The organism is Streptomyces sp. DSM 40750 (genome assembly GCF_024612035.1).
GTDB lineage: Bacteria > Actinomycetota > Actinomycetes > Streptomycetales > Streptomycetaceae > Streptomyces.
In genome coordinates this window covers 9,294,224-9,310,007 of the sequence record NZ_CP102513.1, presented here as the reverse complement: position 1 = coordinate 9,310,007, position 15,784 = coordinate 9,294,224, and the positions used below count along the sequence as shown (strand labels likewise).

The window sequence follows — 15,784 nt, the reverse complement described above, 5'->3', positions numbered from 1 at the left end:
CCGGGCACGCCGTCCCAGCCGCACAGGGAAGTCCGGCTGTCGCAGCCACGGGCAGACGTGCCGCCAGGACGGCACCCACCCACGCAACGACACAGGCGAGCCCGGCTGTCACCGCTGCGGGCAGACGTGCCACCAGGACGGCACCCACCCACGCAACGACACAGGCGAGCCCGGCTGTCACCGCTGCGGGCAGACGTGCCGCCAGGACGGCACGGGTGGGCGCAGCGGCGCCCGGCGAGCGCCGGTGAGCGAAAGCGACCCCCGCCCAGCGCCAGCCGCCGGGCGCCCAGCCGGCCCCGGCACCGATCTCCGGGCACCCATCCGCCCCCGGCCCGGCGGTGGGCGCCCGACCGGCCCCGACCGGCCCCGGCCGGCGTCAGCCACCCGCCGCCAACCCCCACCCCGCCCGACACGCTTCCGCCGCCATGGGGTACCCGTGGACACATGACCCCAGACGTCGACCTCACCGTCCGCCCCCCGGGCCACCACATCCTCCGCGACCGTTTCCTCGCCGCGGACAGCCGCCTGTTCAACGCGGTGGCGACCCGCGACTGGCCCGGCGCCCACCCCCTCCTGCCGAAGCTGAGCCGCGCCGCGAACCACGGCGTGCTGTGGTTCGCCACGGCGGCGGCGATCGCGGCGACCCGGAGCCCGCGGGCGCGCAGGGCGGCCGCCCGGGGCGTCGCCTCGCTCGCCCTCGCCTCGGCGACGATCAACACCCTCGGCAAGCGCTCGATCCGCCGCCCCCGCCCGATCCTGGACAACGTCCCGCTGATGCGCCAGCTGAAGCGCCAGCCGATCACCACGTCCTTCCCGTCGGGCCACTCCGCCTCCGCCGCCGCCTTCGCGACCGGCGTCGCCCTGGAGTCCCGCGGCTGGGGCGCGGCGGTCGCGCCGCTGGCGACCGCGGTGGCGCTGTCCCGCGTGTACACGGGCGTGCACTTCCCGAGCGACGTCCTGGTGGGCGCCGCCCTGGGCGTGGGCGCCGCCTATGCCGTACGGGGCATGGTGCCGACCCGTGACCAGCTCCCGCCGCCCGGCCGCCCCTACGTGGACGCGCCCTCGCTGCCGGACGGGGACGGCCTGGTCGTGGTCGCCAACCGGGCCTCGGGCACATCGGACCGGGTGCGCGCGCTGCGGGACGCGCTGCCCGGCGCCGAGACCGTGGAGTGCGAAGCGGAGGACATGAAGGCCGAGTTGGAGAAGGCCGCCGCCCGCGCGCGGGTGCTCGGCGTGTGCGGCGGCGACGGCACGGTGAACGCCGCCGCCGAGGTGGCCCTGCGCCACGGCCTCCCCCTCGCGGTACTCCCCGGCGGCACGCTCAACCACTTCGCGCACGACCTCGGTGTGGAGGACGTACGCGACCTGGGCCGCGCCGTGCGCCGGGGCGAGGCCGTCCGGGTGGACCTGGGGCACTTCGCGACCGGGGAGACGGAGGGCCACTTCCTCAACACGTTCAGCCTGGGCGTCTATCCGGAGCTGGTGCGGGAGCGCGAGCGCTGGGAGCGCGTGATCGGCGGCTGGCCGGCCGGGGTGATCGCGGCGCTGCGGGTGCTGCGCTCGGACCGCCATCCGCTCCAGGCCACCTTCCTGGGCCGGCCGCGGCCGATCTGGCTGCTCTTCGCCGGCAACGGCACGTACCACCGGCTGGGCCTCGCCCCGGCCCGCCGTTTCGACCTGGCCGACGGGCTGCTGGACGTCCGTGTCGTGCACGGCGGCCGGCGCCCGGCACTACGGCTGCTGGCCGCGGCCGTCGCAGGCCCGCTGACCCGGACCCCGGCCCACGCGGCGGTCCGCGTACGCCGGCTCCGGGTGGACGGCATCGCGCCCGGCACCCTCCTCGCGTACGACGGTGAAGTCACCGAGGTGGAAGGGGATCTGACGCTCCGGAAGATCCCGGAGGCGCTGACGGTCTACCGACCCGTACCGATGCACTGAGCCATCACGGAGACGCCCCGGATAGTCCACAATTCAAGACGGCGGTCTCATCATTCGACATGGTCGCGTACGGTTCGAGTACGAACTCGCGGACCTCGCGGCCTCGCGGGACCTCGCGGACCTCGCGGAAGGGGAACGACCATGTCGAAGGCACGGGAGACCGCCGTCTACACGCACGGGCACCATGAGTCGGTGCTGCGCTCGCACACCTGGCGGACGGCCGCCAACTCGGCGGCGTATCTCCTCGGTTCGCTGAAGCCCCACATGCAGATCCTGGACATCGGGTGCGGTCCGGGCACCATCACCGCGGACCTGGCCGCCCTGGTCCCGGACGGTCATGTCACCGGCGTCGACCACGCCTCCGGCATCCTGGACCAGGCCCGGGCCACGGCCGCCGAACGCGGCCTGGACAACGTGGACTTCGCGGTCGCGGACATCCACGCGCTGGACTATCCCGACGACACCTTCTGCGTGGTCCACGCACACCAGGTGCTCCAGCACGTCGGCGACCCGGTGCAGGCGCTGCGCGAGATGCACCGGGTCACCAAGCCGGGCGGTCTTGTCGCCGTCCGTGACTCCGACTACGCGGCGATGACCTGGTTCCCCGAGTCCCCGGGCCTGGACGACTGGCTGGACCTCTACCACCGGGTGGCCCGCGCCAACGGCGGTGAGCCCGACGCGGGGCGCCGGCTGAGGTCGTGGGCGCTGCGCGCCGGGCTCACCGACATCACGGCCACCTCCGGCACCTGGACCTACGCCACGGCGGACGAGCGGGCCTGGTGGAGCGGCCTGTGGGCGGACCGGACGGTCGCCTCGTCGTACGCCGAGCGGGCCACGGAGGGCGGTCACGCCACGGTCGAGCAGCTCGACGCGATCGCGGCGGCATGGCGGGAATGGGGGCGACGGGAGGACGGCTGGTTCGCCGTACTGCACGGAGAAATTCTCTGCCGTAAGGCGGCCTGATCGGGCGCATTCTGGAAACCCGGACCATCAGGAGGTTCGCATAATGGTTCCCATCCTGCTGGTACTGCTTCTGGTGCTGATTCTCTTCGGTGCCGGATTCGCGGTGAAGGTTCTCTGGTATATCGCACTGGCCGTTCTGGTGCTGTGGCTCCTCGGATTCCTGGTGCGCGGCACGTCCGCGTCCGGAGGAAGGGGCCGCTGGTACAGGTGGTGAATTCACCCGGACCACAGGTGAATTCACTCCCGCATTCACTCCCGTAGTCACTCCCGCGGTAGCAACGGCCCGAGCGGCCCGAGGTCCAGATTGAGGTCCTCGGGCCGCAGGCCGTAGCGCTCGCGCAACTCGGTCATCCGGTCGTCGAGAAGCATCAGGGTGAGCCCGATGCGCTCCTCCTGGTCCTCCGAGAGTTCCCCGGTGTCGAAGCGGCGCAGCGCCTGCCGCTCCATCAGCTGACGGAGCAGTTCCACGACGGTCAGGACCAACTTGACCAGGTCCCGTTCCACCGTGTCCGGCTCCAGTTCGAGACGGTTGCGGCCGGTCACTCGATGCCTCCCCAGGGTGACGGAACCTGTGCGTTCACAGAGCTGATCAGGGCGTTCAGATCGATACGGACGAGGTCGACGTCCGCGATGCGCAGGGTGAGGTCGCCCGTGATGACGACCCCGCCGGCGAGGAGCCGGTCGAGGAGATCGACGAGGGCCACCTCACGACGTTCGACGACGGTCACGGGCTTTCCTCCCCACTGAAGGAATACGCCGCCCACGGGCCGGTGAGTTCCACCCGCAATCCCGGCTCCTCGCCCTTCGTACGATCTACCAGTTCCACGAACTCCTCGGAATGCGTGCGCGGCACCAAATAGGCCGCGTTCAGCACATTGCGGCCGGTAACACCGGAGAGTGCCGAATTCTGGGGGGCGTGCAGCCGGGTGTCCTCCGCGAATTCCGAGAGAGTCCCGTGCAGGCGGCGCGCGAACCGCTCGGCGTTCTCCCACATCTCCTCATGGGCCCGGTGGCTCCGCCGCCGCTGCCGCAGATAGTCGCGTCCGCTGGAGACCTTCGCCGGCTCCTGGGACGGCTCCTGGGCGTCGGATTCCGCGTACACCTTGACGCCCCACTCCACCCGGCCCGCCAACCGGTCCAGGGTCCGCAGGAAGCTCTCCTCACGGGCCTCCAGCATGACCCGTACGCCGCTGTCGTCGCGGAACACGGTGGCGAGCCGCAGCGGCAGGGGCGTGGTGACGACGGTGAGCGCGTCGATCACGCTCTGGTGGGCGCGGGCGGTCTCGGTCAGCCAGTCCAGGTCCTCCAGATGGGCGCGGAGCGGCTGCTCCGCGAAGTCGCGCTCCGGCACCTCGCTGACCACGGCGATCAGGTCGTGGTGGCGCAGTTGCCGGGGCGGCGCGCCCGCGACCCCGGTGAGCTGGGACTGCAGAGCCGCGTCGAAGGGGCGGCAGACGGCGTACACATAACGCAGTCCGGTCATGAGGGCTCCTCTCTGGCGCGGCCGCGCTCGATGGACCGCTCCGGCTCCCGCCGGTACCCGTCGTCGTCCAGTTCGGCGAGGCGGGCACGCAACTCGGCGTTCTCACGGGAGAGTTCGTCACGGCGGGCGTTCGAGGACAGCGCCGGGTCGGTTTCCCACCAGTCGATCCCCATCTCCTTGGCCTTGTCGACGGAGGCGACGATGAGGCGCAGCTTGATGGTGAGCAGCTCGATGTCGAGCAGGTTGATGCGGATGTCGCCCGCGATCACCAGCCCCTTGTCGAGTACACGCTCCAGGATGTCGGCCAGATTCGCGCTCCCGTTCTGCCCGTACGGCTCGGGGACTCGGCTCGGGAAGGTCATCGTCGGCTCCCGCCCACGGTGTCCCGCCCCTCGTCCTCATCCTCGTACGGTTCCTCGTCGATGTCCTCCCCGGCGTCGTTCTCGGCCTCGGGAACCTCCTCGTACTCGTCCTCCGGGGCCTCCTCGTACTCGTCCTCCGGGGCCTCCTCGTACTCGTCCTCCGGGGCCTCCTCGTCGCCTTCCTCGGCCTCATCGGCGCCTTCGTCGGCCTCGTCCGTCTCATCGGGCTCCTCGTCCGCGAGGGCGTCCTCGTGGCTGACGACGAGCTCACCGTCACGGATCTCGCCCCGCCAGCCGTCCTCGGCCTCGCCACGGAGGGTGATGAAGCGGGCGAAGTTCTTGAGGTCGAGCCGGGCCCGGCGGCCCTGGGCGCGCCAGAGGTTGCCGGTCTTCTCGAAGAGGCCCTTGGGGTAGTACTCGATGACCAGCAGGACCCGGGTGAGGTTGTCCGCGAGGGAGTGGAAGGAGACGACGCCCTTCGTGGTGCCCTTGGCGCCCTCCGACGTCCAGGTGATCCGGTCGTCGGGCACCTGTTCGGTGGTGTGGGCCTTCCAGCCTCGGTTGGACCAGAACACCTTCAGCTGCCAGTCGGAGTGGGTGTCGTCGGCCCGGTCGGCGCTCTTCACGCCCTTGGCGAAGGTGCTGAAGCTCTGGAACTGCGTCCACTGGTCGTAGGCGGTGCGCACCGGCACCCCGACGTCGATGGATTCCATGATCACCGTGGGCTTGTTGCCGGAGCCGCCCTTGCGTTGGCCCTTGCCGCCGCCGAGGTTCCTGAGCGCGCCGAGCACGTTGTCCTTGGCGCGGCCCGCGCCCACCTCCAGGGCGGTGCGCAGCGGCCCCTTGCCCTCGGCGAGCTTGCGGGCGCTGTCGAGGGCGAGCTTCGCGAAGCCGGGGCTCTCGCCCTGGGCGATGTCGTTGAGCTTGACGGTCGTCTCGCCGAGCTTGCGGCCGGCGCCGACGAGGAGCCGCTGGGCCTGGGCGGCCAGATACTCCCGCGCCTCGGCCTTGAGATGGTCGACGGCCTCACTGTGTGCCAGGTCGGTGAGCGGATTGCTCTTCGTCGCGTCCTTCGCCCGGTCCGTCACGTCGGCCGCCCCACGCGTCGCGCGGCCGGTCGCCGCGCCGAGGGTGTCAGTCATCGCCGCCGCCTCCCCTCGTGGTCCGCGACCGGGTGGCCTGGCGTGCGGCCTTCTTGGTCCGTGCGGCCTTCTTGGTCCGTGCGGCCTTCTTGGCCGGGGCCCTGCCGGGGGCGGTCTTCTTTGCGGCGGCCTTCTTCGCCGTGGTCTTCCGGGCGGCCGGGGCGGCCGTCTTCTTCGCGGGGGCCTTCTTCGCCGCCTGCTTGCGCGGTGGCTGCGACTCGTCCTCCGGCGCGTCGTGGCCGGACCTCGGTTTCCCGCCCCCGCCGCCCCTACCCGTCCCCTCCCTGGAGCTCCGCCCCGGCCCCCGCTCCTCGGACGCCGGAGGGGCTGAATTTTCCGGATCCTCCTCCTCACCGCGCCCCGGCAGGTCCGGGGCCACTCCGGCGAGCTGGTCGCGCACCTGCGAGGTGCGCCCGTGCAGCCGGTCCGCGAGACCTTCGATCCGCCGCTCGACCAGCGCCCCGGTGGCCGCCTCGCCGACACCGCGCAGGTCCTCGCGCAGCTGGTCCCCGATCTCCTTGAACTGCGGGTTGTTCTGCAGCTGCTGTGACACCAGGTCCGCGAGCGCCCGCGGGCTCAGACGCATCCGCTTGCCGGCCACCATGGTGCCGACCGCGAAGGCGAGTTTCATCTTCTTGGTACGTCCGAGGACGTATCCGGCCCCGATGGCGAGGCCCAATCCCAGTCGATTCATCCTGTCCTCCCGTCGCCGGTTCCTGTGCTCCTCCGCGCGCTGATCTCCAGCCGGTCGAGGAGCTCGTCCTCCAGGCGGTCGAACTCCTCCTCATCGATCTCGCCCGCTTCGAGCCGCTGCTCGAGGCGGGCGAGTTCGGCGCGGACGGCCGCCGGGTCGTAGTACTGGCGCTCGGCCTCGGTGAGCACTTGTCTCACCGTCCAGAGGCTGCCGCGCACCGGTGCGAACGGCAGCAGCAGCACCTCGGTGATCAATCCCATGTACTCGCCTCCTCGGCCTCAGAGCGCCGTGCGTACGGCGCGCCATGCACACGCGTGCGGAACGCGCTGTCAGTGCGTCGTCTCCGCGGGCTGTGCGGGCCCCGGTTCGACGAAGCTGTACGGCGGCAGCGGCCCGTTCACGCGCACCTCGATGTGCGGATGGTTCTTGCGGAGCTGCTCAACGGCGGCGAGGAACACCTCGGCCGACTGCCGGTCCACGAGGAACGACACATTGGCGAGCCAGCCGGTGGAGTCGGGGCCCGCGCTGACTGCGGTCGCGGCCGGCTCCAGCGCCCGCTGCAGCTCCGTCGCGTCCTCGGCCTCCCGGGCCTGCACCGCGGCGACCACCATCTCGCCGAGCCGCAGCCGGTCCTCGTAAGTGCCGCCGCCCGCCTGCCGGTTGGCCTCGGTGAGGGCGCGCAGCTCGGGGTTCTCGCCCATCACGCGGTGCAGCACGGCCTCTTCGTCGTGGCTGGCCTTGACGTTGTATTCGACCTTGCCGTCGAGGGCGCCGAGCCGTTCCAGGTAGTGCTCCGCGCGTTCGGCGAGCACCCCGGTGACGGACGCGTCGTCCGGTGCGACACTGCCGAACCGCATGGGCAGCAGGGGGCCGCCCGCCCCCGCCTCGCTCAGGACGTTCTGGTGGGCGAGCAGGTCCTTGCGCTTGGGGCGCAGCCCCTCGGGGGCCTCGCTGACGATCGCCGCCAGCTCGCCCTCCTTGAGGACGCGCACGGGGCGGGCGGGGTCGCCCACGCCGCCCATGCCCTCGGGAAGTGTGGGGTGTGAGCTCGCGGTGATGCCGTAGACGTACGTGCTCACTCCTGCTCCTCCCTCTTGCGCGAGCTCGTGGTCTTCCGGGCCCGTGGCCGCGACTCGGTCTGGCCCTCGTCGCGGGCCTGCCGGAAGGCGTCGGAGACCGTCTCGGCGGCGCCGGACAGCGCTCCCTTGGACTTGCCGCGCGCGCCGGACTCGGTGATCTCACCGACGAGGTCCGGCAGGCCGGGGTTCTTGCGCGGCCCGGCCTCCAGGTCGAGCCGGTTGCACGCCTCGGCGAAGCGCAGATAGGTGTCGACGCTGGCGACGACGACCCGGACGTCGATCTTCAGGATCTCGATGCCGACCAGGGAGACTCGTACGAACGCGTCGATGACGAGCCCCCTGTCGAGGATGAGTTCCAGGACGTCGTACAGGCCGCTGCTGCCGCCTCCGCCGCCGGACTGCTGTGCCGGGACTACGGTCATGCCGGCCGATCCTCCTTGTCTGTGGATGCTGGAGCGGGACGGCGGCCTAGCGGCCGCCGGGGCGATGTGGGTCGGCCCTCCCGCGCTCGTAACGGCGGACGCGCCGGTAAGCGGTGAGCTCGCCCTCGGGGTCGAGTTCCACCCGATAGCTCGCGAGCAGGCTCATCGTGTCGGGGACCCTGGCGATCTCCAGGACCTCGACCTCCAGCGTCCAGCCGCTCTTGCTCTGTTCGAAGGACGACACGGACTCGGGCGCCATGCCGGTCAGCTCCGCGAGCTGGGTCCGCGCGTGGCGCAGCACCTGCATGGGGCTGGGCCGGTCGTCCGACGCGTCGTGCCCGGAGTTCCCGGAGGACTCGCGCTGTTCGTTCGATTCCTGCGCTTCTTCCGGTTCATCCGATTTATGGGATTTACGTGAACTCTGTGTTCTTGATGTGTTGGATGTGTTCGACATGGCCACCTCGAACACCGAGTGGCCCCACGTCCGTTGGCCAAACCTCTTGGCCTCAGCCGCGCAGCGCCGTGAGCCGTCGCCGCGCCGGACCCAGCGCGCGGCCCCTGCTCATCGCCCCCGCCCAGGGGTTGGTGCGGGCCTGTTCGACGGCGTCCTCCAGCGTCCAGCGACGGGCGTCCACGGCCGGATCGTCCAACTGTTCCCAGGTCAGGGGCGTGGCCACGGGCGCGCCGGGGCGGGCGCGCACGGTGAAGGGGGTGACGGCGGTCTGGGCGTAGGCGTTGCGCTGCACGTCGAGGTAGAGCCGGTCACCGCGGTCCTTCTTGCGGGCCTCGGTGGTGAGCCGCTCGGGGTGGGCCCGGACGAGTTCCTCGGCGATCTCCTTGGCGAAGTCGCGTACGGCATCGAAGTCGTCGTGTCGCCCGATCAGCGGTACGACGATGTGGACACCCTTGGAGCCGGTGGTCATCGGCACGGACGGCAACCTCAACTCGTCGAGCAACTCCCTTACGTACCCTGCCGCTTGGCGGACCTGCTCGAAGTCGTCCACCGCCGGGTCGAGGTCGAGGACCAGCCGGTCGGGCCGGTCGACGTGGCCGGCCTTGGAGAGCCAGCGGTGCAGGGTGATACAGGCCTGGTCGGCGAGGTAGACGAGGGTCGCGGCGTCCTCGCACACCGGGTGGACGACCGTGCCGCCCTCCTTGGACACCTCGACCCGTTCGATCCAGTCCGGGTAGTGCTCGGGAGTGTTCTTCTGCATGAACATGGGTCCGTCGAGCCCGTCGGGGTGGCGTTCCAGCATCAGCGGGCGCCCGCGCAGATGGGGGAGCATGAAGGAGGCGACGGCACGGTAGTAGGCGACGAGGTCGCCCTTGGTGTACTCCTTGCCGCCGTTCCCGTCGGCGGGGAACAGCACCTTGTCCGGTCGGTGGATCTCGACGCTCCGCCGGCCGACCCGCATCGTGTGCGTGTCCCCCATCTCCAACTCCTCTCGGTGGACGGGCCGTTCGTCAAGGCCGCTCAGGGCGCGATCGCGTGCTCCACCAGCAGCCGTCCGGCCGCCGCGATCGCCTCCGCGTCGATGCCCGCCTCGCGCAGCTGCTCCTCGGGGGAGGCCGAGCCCGGCATCGTACGGACGGCGAGACGGACCAGGCGGGGCACCGGGCGGCCGTCGAGGAAGGCGTCGAGGACCGCGTCGCCGAGGCCGCCCTCCTCGTGGTGGTCCTCGACGGTGAGGACGCAGCCGGTGCGCTCGGCGGCCTCGCGCAGGGTGCGGCGGTCGACGGGCTTGACCGAGTAGAGGTCGATCACCCGGACCTGGATGCCCTCGCCGTCCAGCGCGTCGGCGGCCTTCAGGGCCTCGTGGACGGTGACCCCGGCCGCGACGACCGTCAGCCGGTCGGTCTCCGAGGCGCGCAGCACCTTGCTGCCGCCGACCGGGAACTCCTCGGTCGGGCTGTAGAGGACGGGCGTGTCTCCCCTGGAGGTGCGCAGATAGCGGATGCCTTCGAGGCCGGCCATCGCGCCGACGAGCTTGGCGGTCTGGTTGGCGTCGCACGGGTACAGCACGGTCGAGCCGTGCACCGCGCGCATCATCGCCAGGTCCTCCAGGCCCATCTGTGAGGGCCCGTCCTGCCCGATGGCGACGCCCGCGTGCGAGCCGACGAGGTTGATGCCGGACCCGCTGATCGACGCCATGCGGATGAAGTCGTGGGCGCGGCTGAGGAACGCCGCGAACGTGGAGACGTACGGCACCCAGCCGCGTGCCGCGAGCCCCACCGCGGCGGCCACCAGCTGCTGTTCGGCGATGTAGCACTCGAAGAACCGGTCGGGGTGTTCCTTGGCGAAGAACTCGGCGCGTGTGGAGTCGCTGACCTCGCCGTCCAGGGCGACGACGTCGCCGCGCGCGGTGCCGAGCGCGGCGAGCGCCTGCCCGTAGGCGTTCCGGGTGGCGACCTCGTCGCCGGTCTCGTAGCGCGGCAGCTCCAGGTGCCCGGTGCGTACGGCGTGCAGCATCCGGGCGGCGGGCGGCTGGCGGACCTCGACGCGGATGTCGTGTACGCCGCCGAGTTCCGCGATCGCCTCCTCGGCGTCCTTGAGCGGCTTGCCGTGCAGGCCCTCACGGTCCTGGACGGCCTCGACGCCCTGGCCCTTGACGGTGCGGGCGAGGATCACGGTGGGCTGTCCCTTCGTGGACTCGGCCTCGCCGTAGGCGCGGTCGACGGCGTCCACATCGTGCCCGTCGATCTCGATCGTGTGCCAGCCGAAGGCCGCGAAGCGGCGGGCGTAGGCGTCCAGGTCGTGTCCGTGCCGGGTGGGCCCGCGCTGCCCGAGCCGGTTGACGTCGACGATCGCCGTCAGATTGTCCAGATGCTCGTACGAGGCGTGCTCGGCGGCCTCCCACACCGAGCCCTCGGCGAGTTCGCTGTCCCCGCACAGCACCCACACCCGGTAGCCGGTGCGGTCCAGCCGCTTCCCCGCCAGCGCGATACCGACGCCGACGGGCAGCCCCTGACCGAGGGAGCCGGTGGCCGTCTCCACCCACGGCAGCCGCCGGGGCGTGGGATGTCCTTCGAGCCGGCTGCCCAGCTTGCGGAACGTCATCAGCTCGGTCTCACTGATCGCGCCGGCCGCCTTGTACGCGGAGTACAGCAGGGGCGAGGCATGGCCCTTCGACAGCACGAAGCGGTCGTTGCCGGGGTGCTGGGGGCGGTCGAAGTCGTACCGCAGATGCCCGGCGAGCAGCACCGCCATCAGCTCGGCCGCCGACATCGACGACGTCGGGTGCCCCGACCCCGCGGCCCCCGAGGCACGGATACTGTCGACCCGCAACTGCTGGGCCAGCGCGGTGAGTTGACGGCTCTTCATGAGTCTCCTTCCGAACCCTTGGCGGGCTTTGGCGGGTCTTCGGGGGCCGGGCTCCGCGACGGCGCCGACCGCGGCTTCTCGGGCGCCCCCGGCACCGCCGCCGGGCCGGGCTTCGTGGGTGTGTGCTGCTCAGGGCCGGGCCCGGAGCGCTCCGATGCCCCGGGCACCGGTGAGGCGTGCGGTTCCTCGGGGGCGCCCGGCACCGCCGCCGGGCCGGGCTTCGTGGGTGTGTGCTGCTCAGGGCCGGGCCCGGAGCGCTCCGATGCCCCGGGCACCGGTGAGGCGTGCGGTTCCTCGGGGGCGCCCGGCACCGCCGCCGGGCCGGGCTTCGTGGGTGTGTGCTGCTCAGGGCCGGGCCCGGAGCGCTCCGATGCCCCGGGCACCGGTGAGGCGTGCGGTTCCTCGGGGGCGCCCGGCACCGCCGCAGGCCCCGGCTTGGCGGGTGCTTCCTGCTTGCGAGCGGCTCCGGGCCCGCCCGACACCCCGGCCCGGTCGGGCGCGGTCCGTTCCTCCGCCGCGCCCCGCTTTCCGGACCTCTCCGGCGTCCCCCGGCCCTTCGGCGCCCCGGCCTTCTCCGGTGCGCCCGGCATCTTGGCCAGTTCCGGTGACGCCGTGTCGAGGGGTACCGACCAGGACCGTACGAGGCCCAACTGGACGCCCTGGCGGGGCAGTACGGCGTCGAGGAGCCAGTCGGCGGCGACGCGGATGCGGTTGCCGGGCATGGCGGCGAGGTGGTAGCCGCGGGTGACGGCTCCGGCGACGGGGCCGGACAGCGGTACGCCGAGGGGGTTGGCGGCGGCCTTGACACCGCCCAGGTCCACGACGAAGCCCAGGTCGCTGTGCCGGTAGGGCTTGGGCTCACCCCTGCCGAGCGAGGCGGCGACGTTGTACCCGGCCACCTTCCCCTGCCGCCAGGCGTGTTGGGCGGTCATCGGCGTGTACTCGCCGGGCTTGGTCAGATCGGGCACGGCGGCCGCGTCCCCGCAGGCGAACACCTCGGGACGGCCGGGCACGTGCAACGTGGGCTCGACGAGCAGCCGGCCGCGTTCCATCGGCAGCCCCAGCGACTCCGCGAGCGGATCGGGCCGGACACCCACGCACCACACCAGCGTGCGCGTGTCGACGAACTCCCCGTCGCTCAGCAGCACTCCGGTCGGCGTCGCCTCCTTCACGGAGGTCCCCATCCGCACATCGACACCCCGCTGCCGCAGCACCCGGTCGGCGGTCCGCGACAGCTTCTCGTCCATCTCCGGCAGCACCCGCTTCGCTATGTCGAGCAGGATCCAGCGCGGCCGCATGCCCTCCCGCAACGGCTGCTTGCGTACCAGCTCGTCGGTGAACAGCTGGCCGTGCGCGGCGACCTCGGTCCCGGTGTACCCTGCGCCGACCACCACGAAGGTGCAGCGCGCGCCACAGCTCTTGGGGTCCTCGCCACCGGCCGCCAGTTCGACCTGCCGGGTCACGTGGTCCCGGAGGTACAGCGCCTCGGGCAGCCCGCGGAAGCCGTGGGCGTGCTCGGCGACGCCCGGGATGGGCAGCAGCTTGTTGACGCTGCCGGCGGCGAGCACCAGCCGGTCGTAGGTGAGCGTGCCGATGCCGCCCTCGGGGTCCGAGTAGTGCACGGTGCGCGCGTCGAGGTCGATGTCGTCGGCCTCCCCCAGCACCAGGCGTACGTGGCGCAGGGTGCCGGCGAGGGAGACGGTGACCCGGCGTGGTTCCAGGATGCCGGCGGCGACCTGGGGCAGCAGGGGCAGATACAGGAAGTAGTCGGTCGGGTTGAGCAGGGTGATGTCGGCCTTGTTCCGGGTCAGCCGCGACAGGGTGCGGGCCGTCCGGTAGCCGGCGAAGCCGGCACCGACGATCACGATGCGGGGTCGACTCACGGTTCGCCTCCGGCGGGGTCGCGCATACGAAGCCTCAGCGTCCTCAGGGCGTATGGCTCCTGAGCGTCCTTTAGGCGTATGGGTCCTGTGACGTACGAGCCTTCCGCGTCCCCCTGGTCAAGGCGCCCAAACCGGCAGGGCTCCCGAACGTCCCTGGGTTTCCACTGTGACCCCCGGGTACTCGGACCGCGACCCGACCCGACCCGACCCGATCCGACCCGCATCCGCACCCGCACCCGCACCCGCACCCGCACCCGCACCCGCACCCGTCGCGGAGGTTCCCCCATGCCCGAGTACGGATACTTCCTGGCGACCGAGGAGTTCGGTCCCGCGGAGCTGATCGAGCAGGCGAGGATGGCCGAGCAGGCCGGATTTCAGTGCCTGTGGATCTCCGACCACTACCACCCGTGGAACGACGCCCAGGGCCAGAGCCCGTTCGTGTGGTCGGTGATCGGCGCGCTCTCCGAGGCCGTGTCGCTGCCCATCGAGACGGCGGTGACCTGCCCGACCGTGCGGATCCATCCGGCGGTCGTCGCACAGGCGGCGGCGACCAGTTCGGTGATGACCGGCGGCCGCTTCCGGCTCGGCATCGGCTCGGGCGAGGCACTCAACGAGCATGTCCTCGGCACCCACTGGCCGCCGGCGGACGTCCGCCTGGACATGCTGGAGGAGTCGGTCCAGGTGATGCGGCGCCTGTTCACCGGCGAGGAGGTCACCCATCGCGGCCCCCACTACACGGTGGAGAACGCCCGCCTCTACACGGTCCCCGACGAGCCCGTCCCCATCGACATCTCCGGTTTCGGCCCCAAGGCCACCGGGCTCGCCGCCCGCGTCGGCGACGGCTTCATCACCATGGGTCCCGACGAGGAGTTGGTGGCCCAGTACCGCAAGGGCGGCGGGGGCGCGAACCCCGTCAGCGGCGGTACGAAGGTGTGCTGGGGCCCCGACCGCGACGCGGCCGTCCGTCTCGTCCGCCGCCTCTGGTCCAGCCAGTTCCTGCCCGGGGAGATGGCCCAGATCCTGCCCACCCCCAGCCACTTCGAGCAGCTGGAGCCGCTGGTCACCGAGCAGATGGTCGGCGAGAACACGGTCTGCGGCGACGACGTCGACGAACACGTCGCCGAACTCACCGCCTTCGCCGACGCCGGCTTCGACCGTGTCTACGTCAGCCAGATCGGCCCCGACCAGCGCGGCTTCTTCGACTTCTACCGCACGAAGGTCCTCCCCCAACTCCAACAGAGCCCCCGCTGACCCGCACCACCCCGGAGTTCTCGGCCCAGATGGTGTTCCCTCTCCTCATCATCTGGGCCGAGTGCATGCGACGATCCCGATCGGCTATCGGCCCCGATCGGGATCGGCTGGTCGCCGGCGCCTGTGGCCGGTCGGCCCTACGTCCGCCGGCCCTCTTCTCCCCGCCGCAACGGCGACCAGCCCAGACGGCGGAGTCCGGCTGTCGTCGCGGCGCCCAGCCCGCCCAGCATCAGGCCCGCGCCCACCCGGTTCCGGTTCCGTGAGACCCAGTCCTGCGGGCTCCCCGTCTCCGCCTCGGCGTCGAAGCGCCCATGCGCTCCGAAGTCCCGCCCGTGGGGGCCGTCCGCAGGGCTCCACAGGTTCCCGTGACCGCCGTAGACGCCCAGTTCTTCCCGCTCCCCCTGATCCCCTTCACCCCGCTGCCCCCGCGGATCCTGCTGGGAGTCGAACCCGGTACGAGCGAGATACCGCTCGACCAGCGCGGGCGCCACCGCGTTGGCGATCAGGGCCGCCGCCGTCGACCCGCCCACCCAGTACTCCCGCCGCCGCCCGTGCCCCGCCGCGTGCACGATCGCCCGCGCGGCGACCTCCGGCTGGTAGATGGGGGCGACGGGCCGCGCCCGCCCCGGCATACGGCTCAACACCCACTCGAACTGAGGGGTGTTGACGGCCGGCAACTGCACCATGGTCGTCCGCACATGCGTGCCCGAGTGCAGCAGCTCGCACCGCAGGGACTCGTTGAAGCCCTGGATCGCGTGCTTGGCCCCGCAGTACGCGGACTGCAGGGGAACGCCCCGGTAGGCGAGCGCGGAGCCGACCTGGACGACGGTGCCGTGGTCGCGCGGGAGCATGTGCCGCAGCGCCGCCCGGGTCCCGAACACATAGCCCAGGTAGGTCACTTCCGTCACCCGCCGGAACTCGTCCGGCGTGATCTCCGTGAAGGGCGCGAAAACTCCGGCGAAGGCGTTGTTGACCCACACGTCGATGCCGCCGAACGCGTCGACGACCTGCTGGGCCGCGTCGTCCACGGCCTTCGCGTCGGCCATGTCCACGGGCACGACCAGCGCCTCGCCCCCGGCCCGCTCCACGTCGTCGGCCGCCGCCGCGAGCCCCTCACGACCTCGGGCGAGCAGCGCCACCCGGTCGCCCCGGGCGGCGAAGGCCACGGCGGTGGCCCGGCCGACGCCGCCGCTGGCCCCGGTCACGACCACGGCCCTGCGGCGGCGCACGGACATCACGGCACCC

The 15,784-nt window shown here is 72.0% G+C and carries 18 protein-coding genes; 4 read left to right on the top strand and 14 right to left on the bottom strand.

Annotation, left to right across the window (positions count from 1 at the left end):
- The first annotated feature begins 444 nt into the window (after positions 1-444).
- From JIX55_RS40800 to JIX55_RS40790, 3 genes are all read left to right on the top strand, one after another.
- Entirely contained in the window at positions 445-1,938 is a 1,494-nt protein-coding gene (locus JIX55_RS40800; protein ID WP_257568232.1) for a bifunctional phosphatase PAP2/diacylglycerol kinase family protein, read from the top strand.
- A gap of 141 nt (positions 1,939-2,079) precedes the next feature.
- Positions 2,080-2,901: a class I SAM-dependent methyltransferase gene (locus JIX55_RS40795; RefSeq protein ID WP_257568231.1), complete on the top strand. Its 822-nt coding sequence runs from the start codon at positions 2,080-2,082 to the stop codon at positions 2,899-2,901.
- Positions 2,902-2,944: 43 nt separating this feature from the next.
- On the top strand, positions 2,945-3,115 hold the full coding sequence (locus JIX55_RS40790; protein WP_152172599.1) for a hydrophobic protein: 171 nt from the start codon (positions 2,945-2,947) through the stop codon (positions 3,113-3,115).
- 47 nt (positions 3,116-3,162) lie between these two features.
- Here the strand turns inward: JIX55_RS40790 and JIX55_RS40785 are convergent, their stop codons facing one another.
- The 13 genes from JIX55_RS40785 to JIX55_RS40725 all read right to left on the bottom strand — a co-directional run bounded on the left by JIX55_RS40785 (position 3,163) and on the right by JIX55_RS40725 (position 13,288).
- Positions 3,163-3,444, bottom strand: a complete 282-nt coding sequence (locus JIX55_RS40785) for a gas vesicle protein K (protein ID WP_033529790.1) — start codon at positions 3,442-3,444, stop codon at positions 3,163-3,165.
- Positions 3,441-3,629, bottom strand: a complete 189-nt coding sequence (locus JIX55_RS40780; protein WP_257537891.1) for a gas vesicle protein — start codon at positions 3,627-3,629, stop codon at positions 3,441-3,443. Before JIX55_RS40780 ends, JIX55_RS40785 begins: the two co-directional genes overlap by 4 nt.
- Positions 3,626-4,384 (bottom strand): GvpL/GvpF family gas vesicle protein, encoded by a 759-nt coding sequence (locus JIX55_RS40775; protein WP_257568230.1) that lies wholly within the window; start codon positions 4,382-4,384, stop codon positions 3,626-3,628. Before JIX55_RS40775 ends, JIX55_RS40780 begins: the two co-directional genes overlap by 4 nt.
- Positions 4,381-4,746, bottom strand: a complete 366-nt coding sequence (locus JIX55_RS40770) for a gas vesicle protein (RefSeq protein WP_257568229.1) — start codon at positions 4,744-4,746, stop codon at positions 4,381-4,383. The genes JIX55_RS40775 and JIX55_RS40770 overlap by 4 nt, the downstream gene beginning before the upstream one ends.
- Positions 4,743-5,888, bottom strand: coding sequence for an SRPBCC family protein (locus tag JIX55_RS40765; RefSeq protein ID WP_257568228.1), 1,146 nt, complete (start codon positions 5,886-5,888; stop codon positions 4,743-4,745). Before JIX55_RS40765 ends, JIX55_RS40770 begins: the two co-directional genes overlap by 4 nt.
- Positions 5,881-6,582 carry a DNA primase gene (locus JIX55_RS40760; protein ID WP_257568227.1) on the bottom strand — a complete coding sequence of 234 codons (702 nt, stop codon included), beginning with the start codon at positions 6,580-6,582 and terminating at the stop codon, positions 5,881-5,883. The genes JIX55_RS40765 and JIX55_RS40760 overlap by 8 nt, the downstream gene beginning before the upstream one ends.
- Entirely contained in the window at positions 6,579-6,842 is a 264-nt protein-coding gene (locus tag JIX55_RS40755; RefSeq protein ID WP_257568226.1) for a gas vesicle protein GvpG, read from the bottom strand. The genes JIX55_RS40760 and JIX55_RS40755 overlap by 4 nt, the downstream gene beginning before the upstream one ends.
- A 69-nt stretch (positions 6,843-6,911) precedes the next feature.
- Positions 6,912-7,661 carry a GvpL/GvpF family gas vesicle protein gene (locus JIX55_RS40750; protein WP_257568225.1) on the bottom strand — a complete coding sequence of 250 codons (750 nt, stop codon included), beginning with the start codon at positions 7,659-7,661 and terminating at the stop codon, positions 6,912-6,914.
- A complete protein-coding gene (locus JIX55_RS40745; protein WP_257537898.1) occupies positions 7,658-8,083 on the bottom strand; it encodes a gas vesicle structural protein GvpA in 426 nt (141 codons plus the stop codon). Before JIX55_RS40745 ends, JIX55_RS40750 begins: the two co-directional genes overlap by 4 nt.
- A gap of 46 nt (positions 8,084-8,129) precedes the next feature.
- Positions 8,130-8,537 carry a gas vesicle protein GvpO gene (locus tag JIX55_RS40740; RefSeq protein ID WP_257568224.1) on the bottom strand — a complete coding sequence of 136 codons (408 nt, stop codon included), beginning with the start codon at positions 8,535-8,537 and terminating at the stop codon, positions 8,130-8,132.
- A gap of 52 nt (positions 8,538-8,589) precedes the next feature.
- Positions 8,590-9,516 (bottom strand): non-homologous end-joining DNA ligase, encoded by a 927-nt coding sequence (gene ligD / locus JIX55_RS40735; RefSeq protein WP_257568223.1) that lies wholly within the window; start codon positions 9,514-9,516, stop codon positions 8,590-8,592.
- A 41-nt stretch (positions 9,517-9,557) separates the two neighbouring features.
- On the bottom strand, positions 9,558-11,405 hold the full coding sequence (locus tag JIX55_RS40730; RefSeq protein WP_257568222.1) for a transketolase: 1,848 nt from the start codon (positions 11,403-11,405) through the stop codon (positions 9,558-9,560).
- The gene (locus tag JIX55_RS40725; RefSeq protein WP_257568221.1) at positions 11,402-13,288 is read right to left on the bottom strand and encodes an NAD(P)/FAD-dependent oxidoreductase; all 1,887 of its coding nucleotides are present in this window, start codon (positions 13,286-13,288) and stop codon (positions 11,402-11,404) included. The genes JIX55_RS40730 and JIX55_RS40725 overlap by 4 nt, the downstream gene beginning before the upstream one ends.
- A 285-nt stretch (positions 13,289-13,573) precedes the next feature.
- On the opposite strand from JIX55_RS40725, the gene JIX55_RS40720 reads away from it, so the two are divergent.
- Positions 13,574-14,539, top strand: a complete 966-nt coding sequence (locus JIX55_RS40720; RefSeq protein ID WP_257568220.1) for an LLM class F420-dependent oxidoreductase — start codon at positions 13,574-13,576, stop codon at positions 14,537-14,539.
- A 137-nt stretch (positions 14,540-14,676) separates the two neighbouring features.
- Here JIX55_RS40720 and JIX55_RS40715 read toward each other — a convergent pair whose 3' ends face one another.
- Positions 14,677-15,774: an SDR family oxidoreductase gene (locus JIX55_RS40715; RefSeq protein ID WP_257568219.1), complete on the bottom strand. Its 1,098-nt coding sequence runs from the start codon at positions 15,772-15,774 to the stop codon at positions 14,677-14,679.
- Between the last annotated feature and the right edge of the window lie 10 nt (positions 15,775-15,784).

Bases quoted from the DNA above. Each gene is read 5' to 3' on its own strand.
- ligD (WP_257568223.1), bottom strand. From the start codon at position 9,516: ATGGGGGACACGCACACGATGCGGGTCGGCCGGCGGAGCGTCGAGATC.
- JIX55_RS40790 (WP_152172599.1), top strand. From the start codon at position 2,945: ATGGTTCCCATCCTGCTGGTACTGCTTCTGGTGCTGATTCTCTTCGGT.
- JIX55_RS40795 (WP_257568231.1), top strand. From the start codon at position 2,080: ATGTCGAAGGCACGGGAGACCGCCGTCTACACGCACGGGCACCATGAG.
- JIX55_RS40740 (WP_257568224.1), bottom strand. From the start codon at position 8,537: ATGTCGAACACATCCAACACATCAAGAACACAGAGTTCACGTAAATCC.
- JIX55_RS40765 (WP_257568228.1), bottom strand. From the start codon at position 5,888: ATGACTGACACCCTCGGCGCGGCGACCGGCCGCGCGACGCGTGGGGCG.
- JIX55_RS40720 (WP_257568220.1), top strand. From the start codon at position 13,574: ATGCCCGAGTACGGATACTTCCTGGCGACCGAGGAGTTCGGTCCCGCG.
- JIX55_RS40775 (WP_257568230.1), bottom strand. From the start codon at position 4,384: ATGACCGGACTGCGTTATGTGTACGCCGTCTGCCGCCCCTTCGACGCG.
- JIX55_RS40755 (WP_257568226.1), bottom strand. From the start codon at position 6,842: ATGGGATTGATCACCGAGGTGCTGCTGCTGCCGTTCGCACCGGTGCGC.
- JIX55_RS40730 (WP_257568222.1), bottom strand. From the start codon at position 11,405: ATGAAGAGCCGTCAACTCACCGCGCTGGCCCAGCAGTTGCGGGTCGAC.
- JIX55_RS40800 (WP_257568232.1), top strand. From the start codon at position 445: ATGACCCCAGACGTCGACCTCACCGTCCGCCCCCCGGGCCACCACATC.
- JIX55_RS40715 (WP_257568219.1), bottom strand. From the start codon at position 15,774: ATGTCCGTGCGCCGCCGCAGGGCCGTGGTCGTGACCGGGGCCAGCGGC.
- JIX55_RS40745 (WP_257537898.1), bottom strand. From the start codon at position 8,083: ATGACCGTAGTCCCGGCACAGCAGTCCGGCGGCGGAGGCGGCAGCAGC.
- JIX55_RS40760 (WP_257568227.1), bottom strand. From the start codon at position 6,582: ATGAATCGACTGGGATTGGGCCTCGCCATCGGGGCCGGATACGTCCTC.
- JIX55_RS40770 (WP_257568229.1), bottom strand. From the start codon at position 4,746: ATGACCTTCCCGAGCCGAGTCCCCGAGCCGTACGGGCAGAACGGGAGC.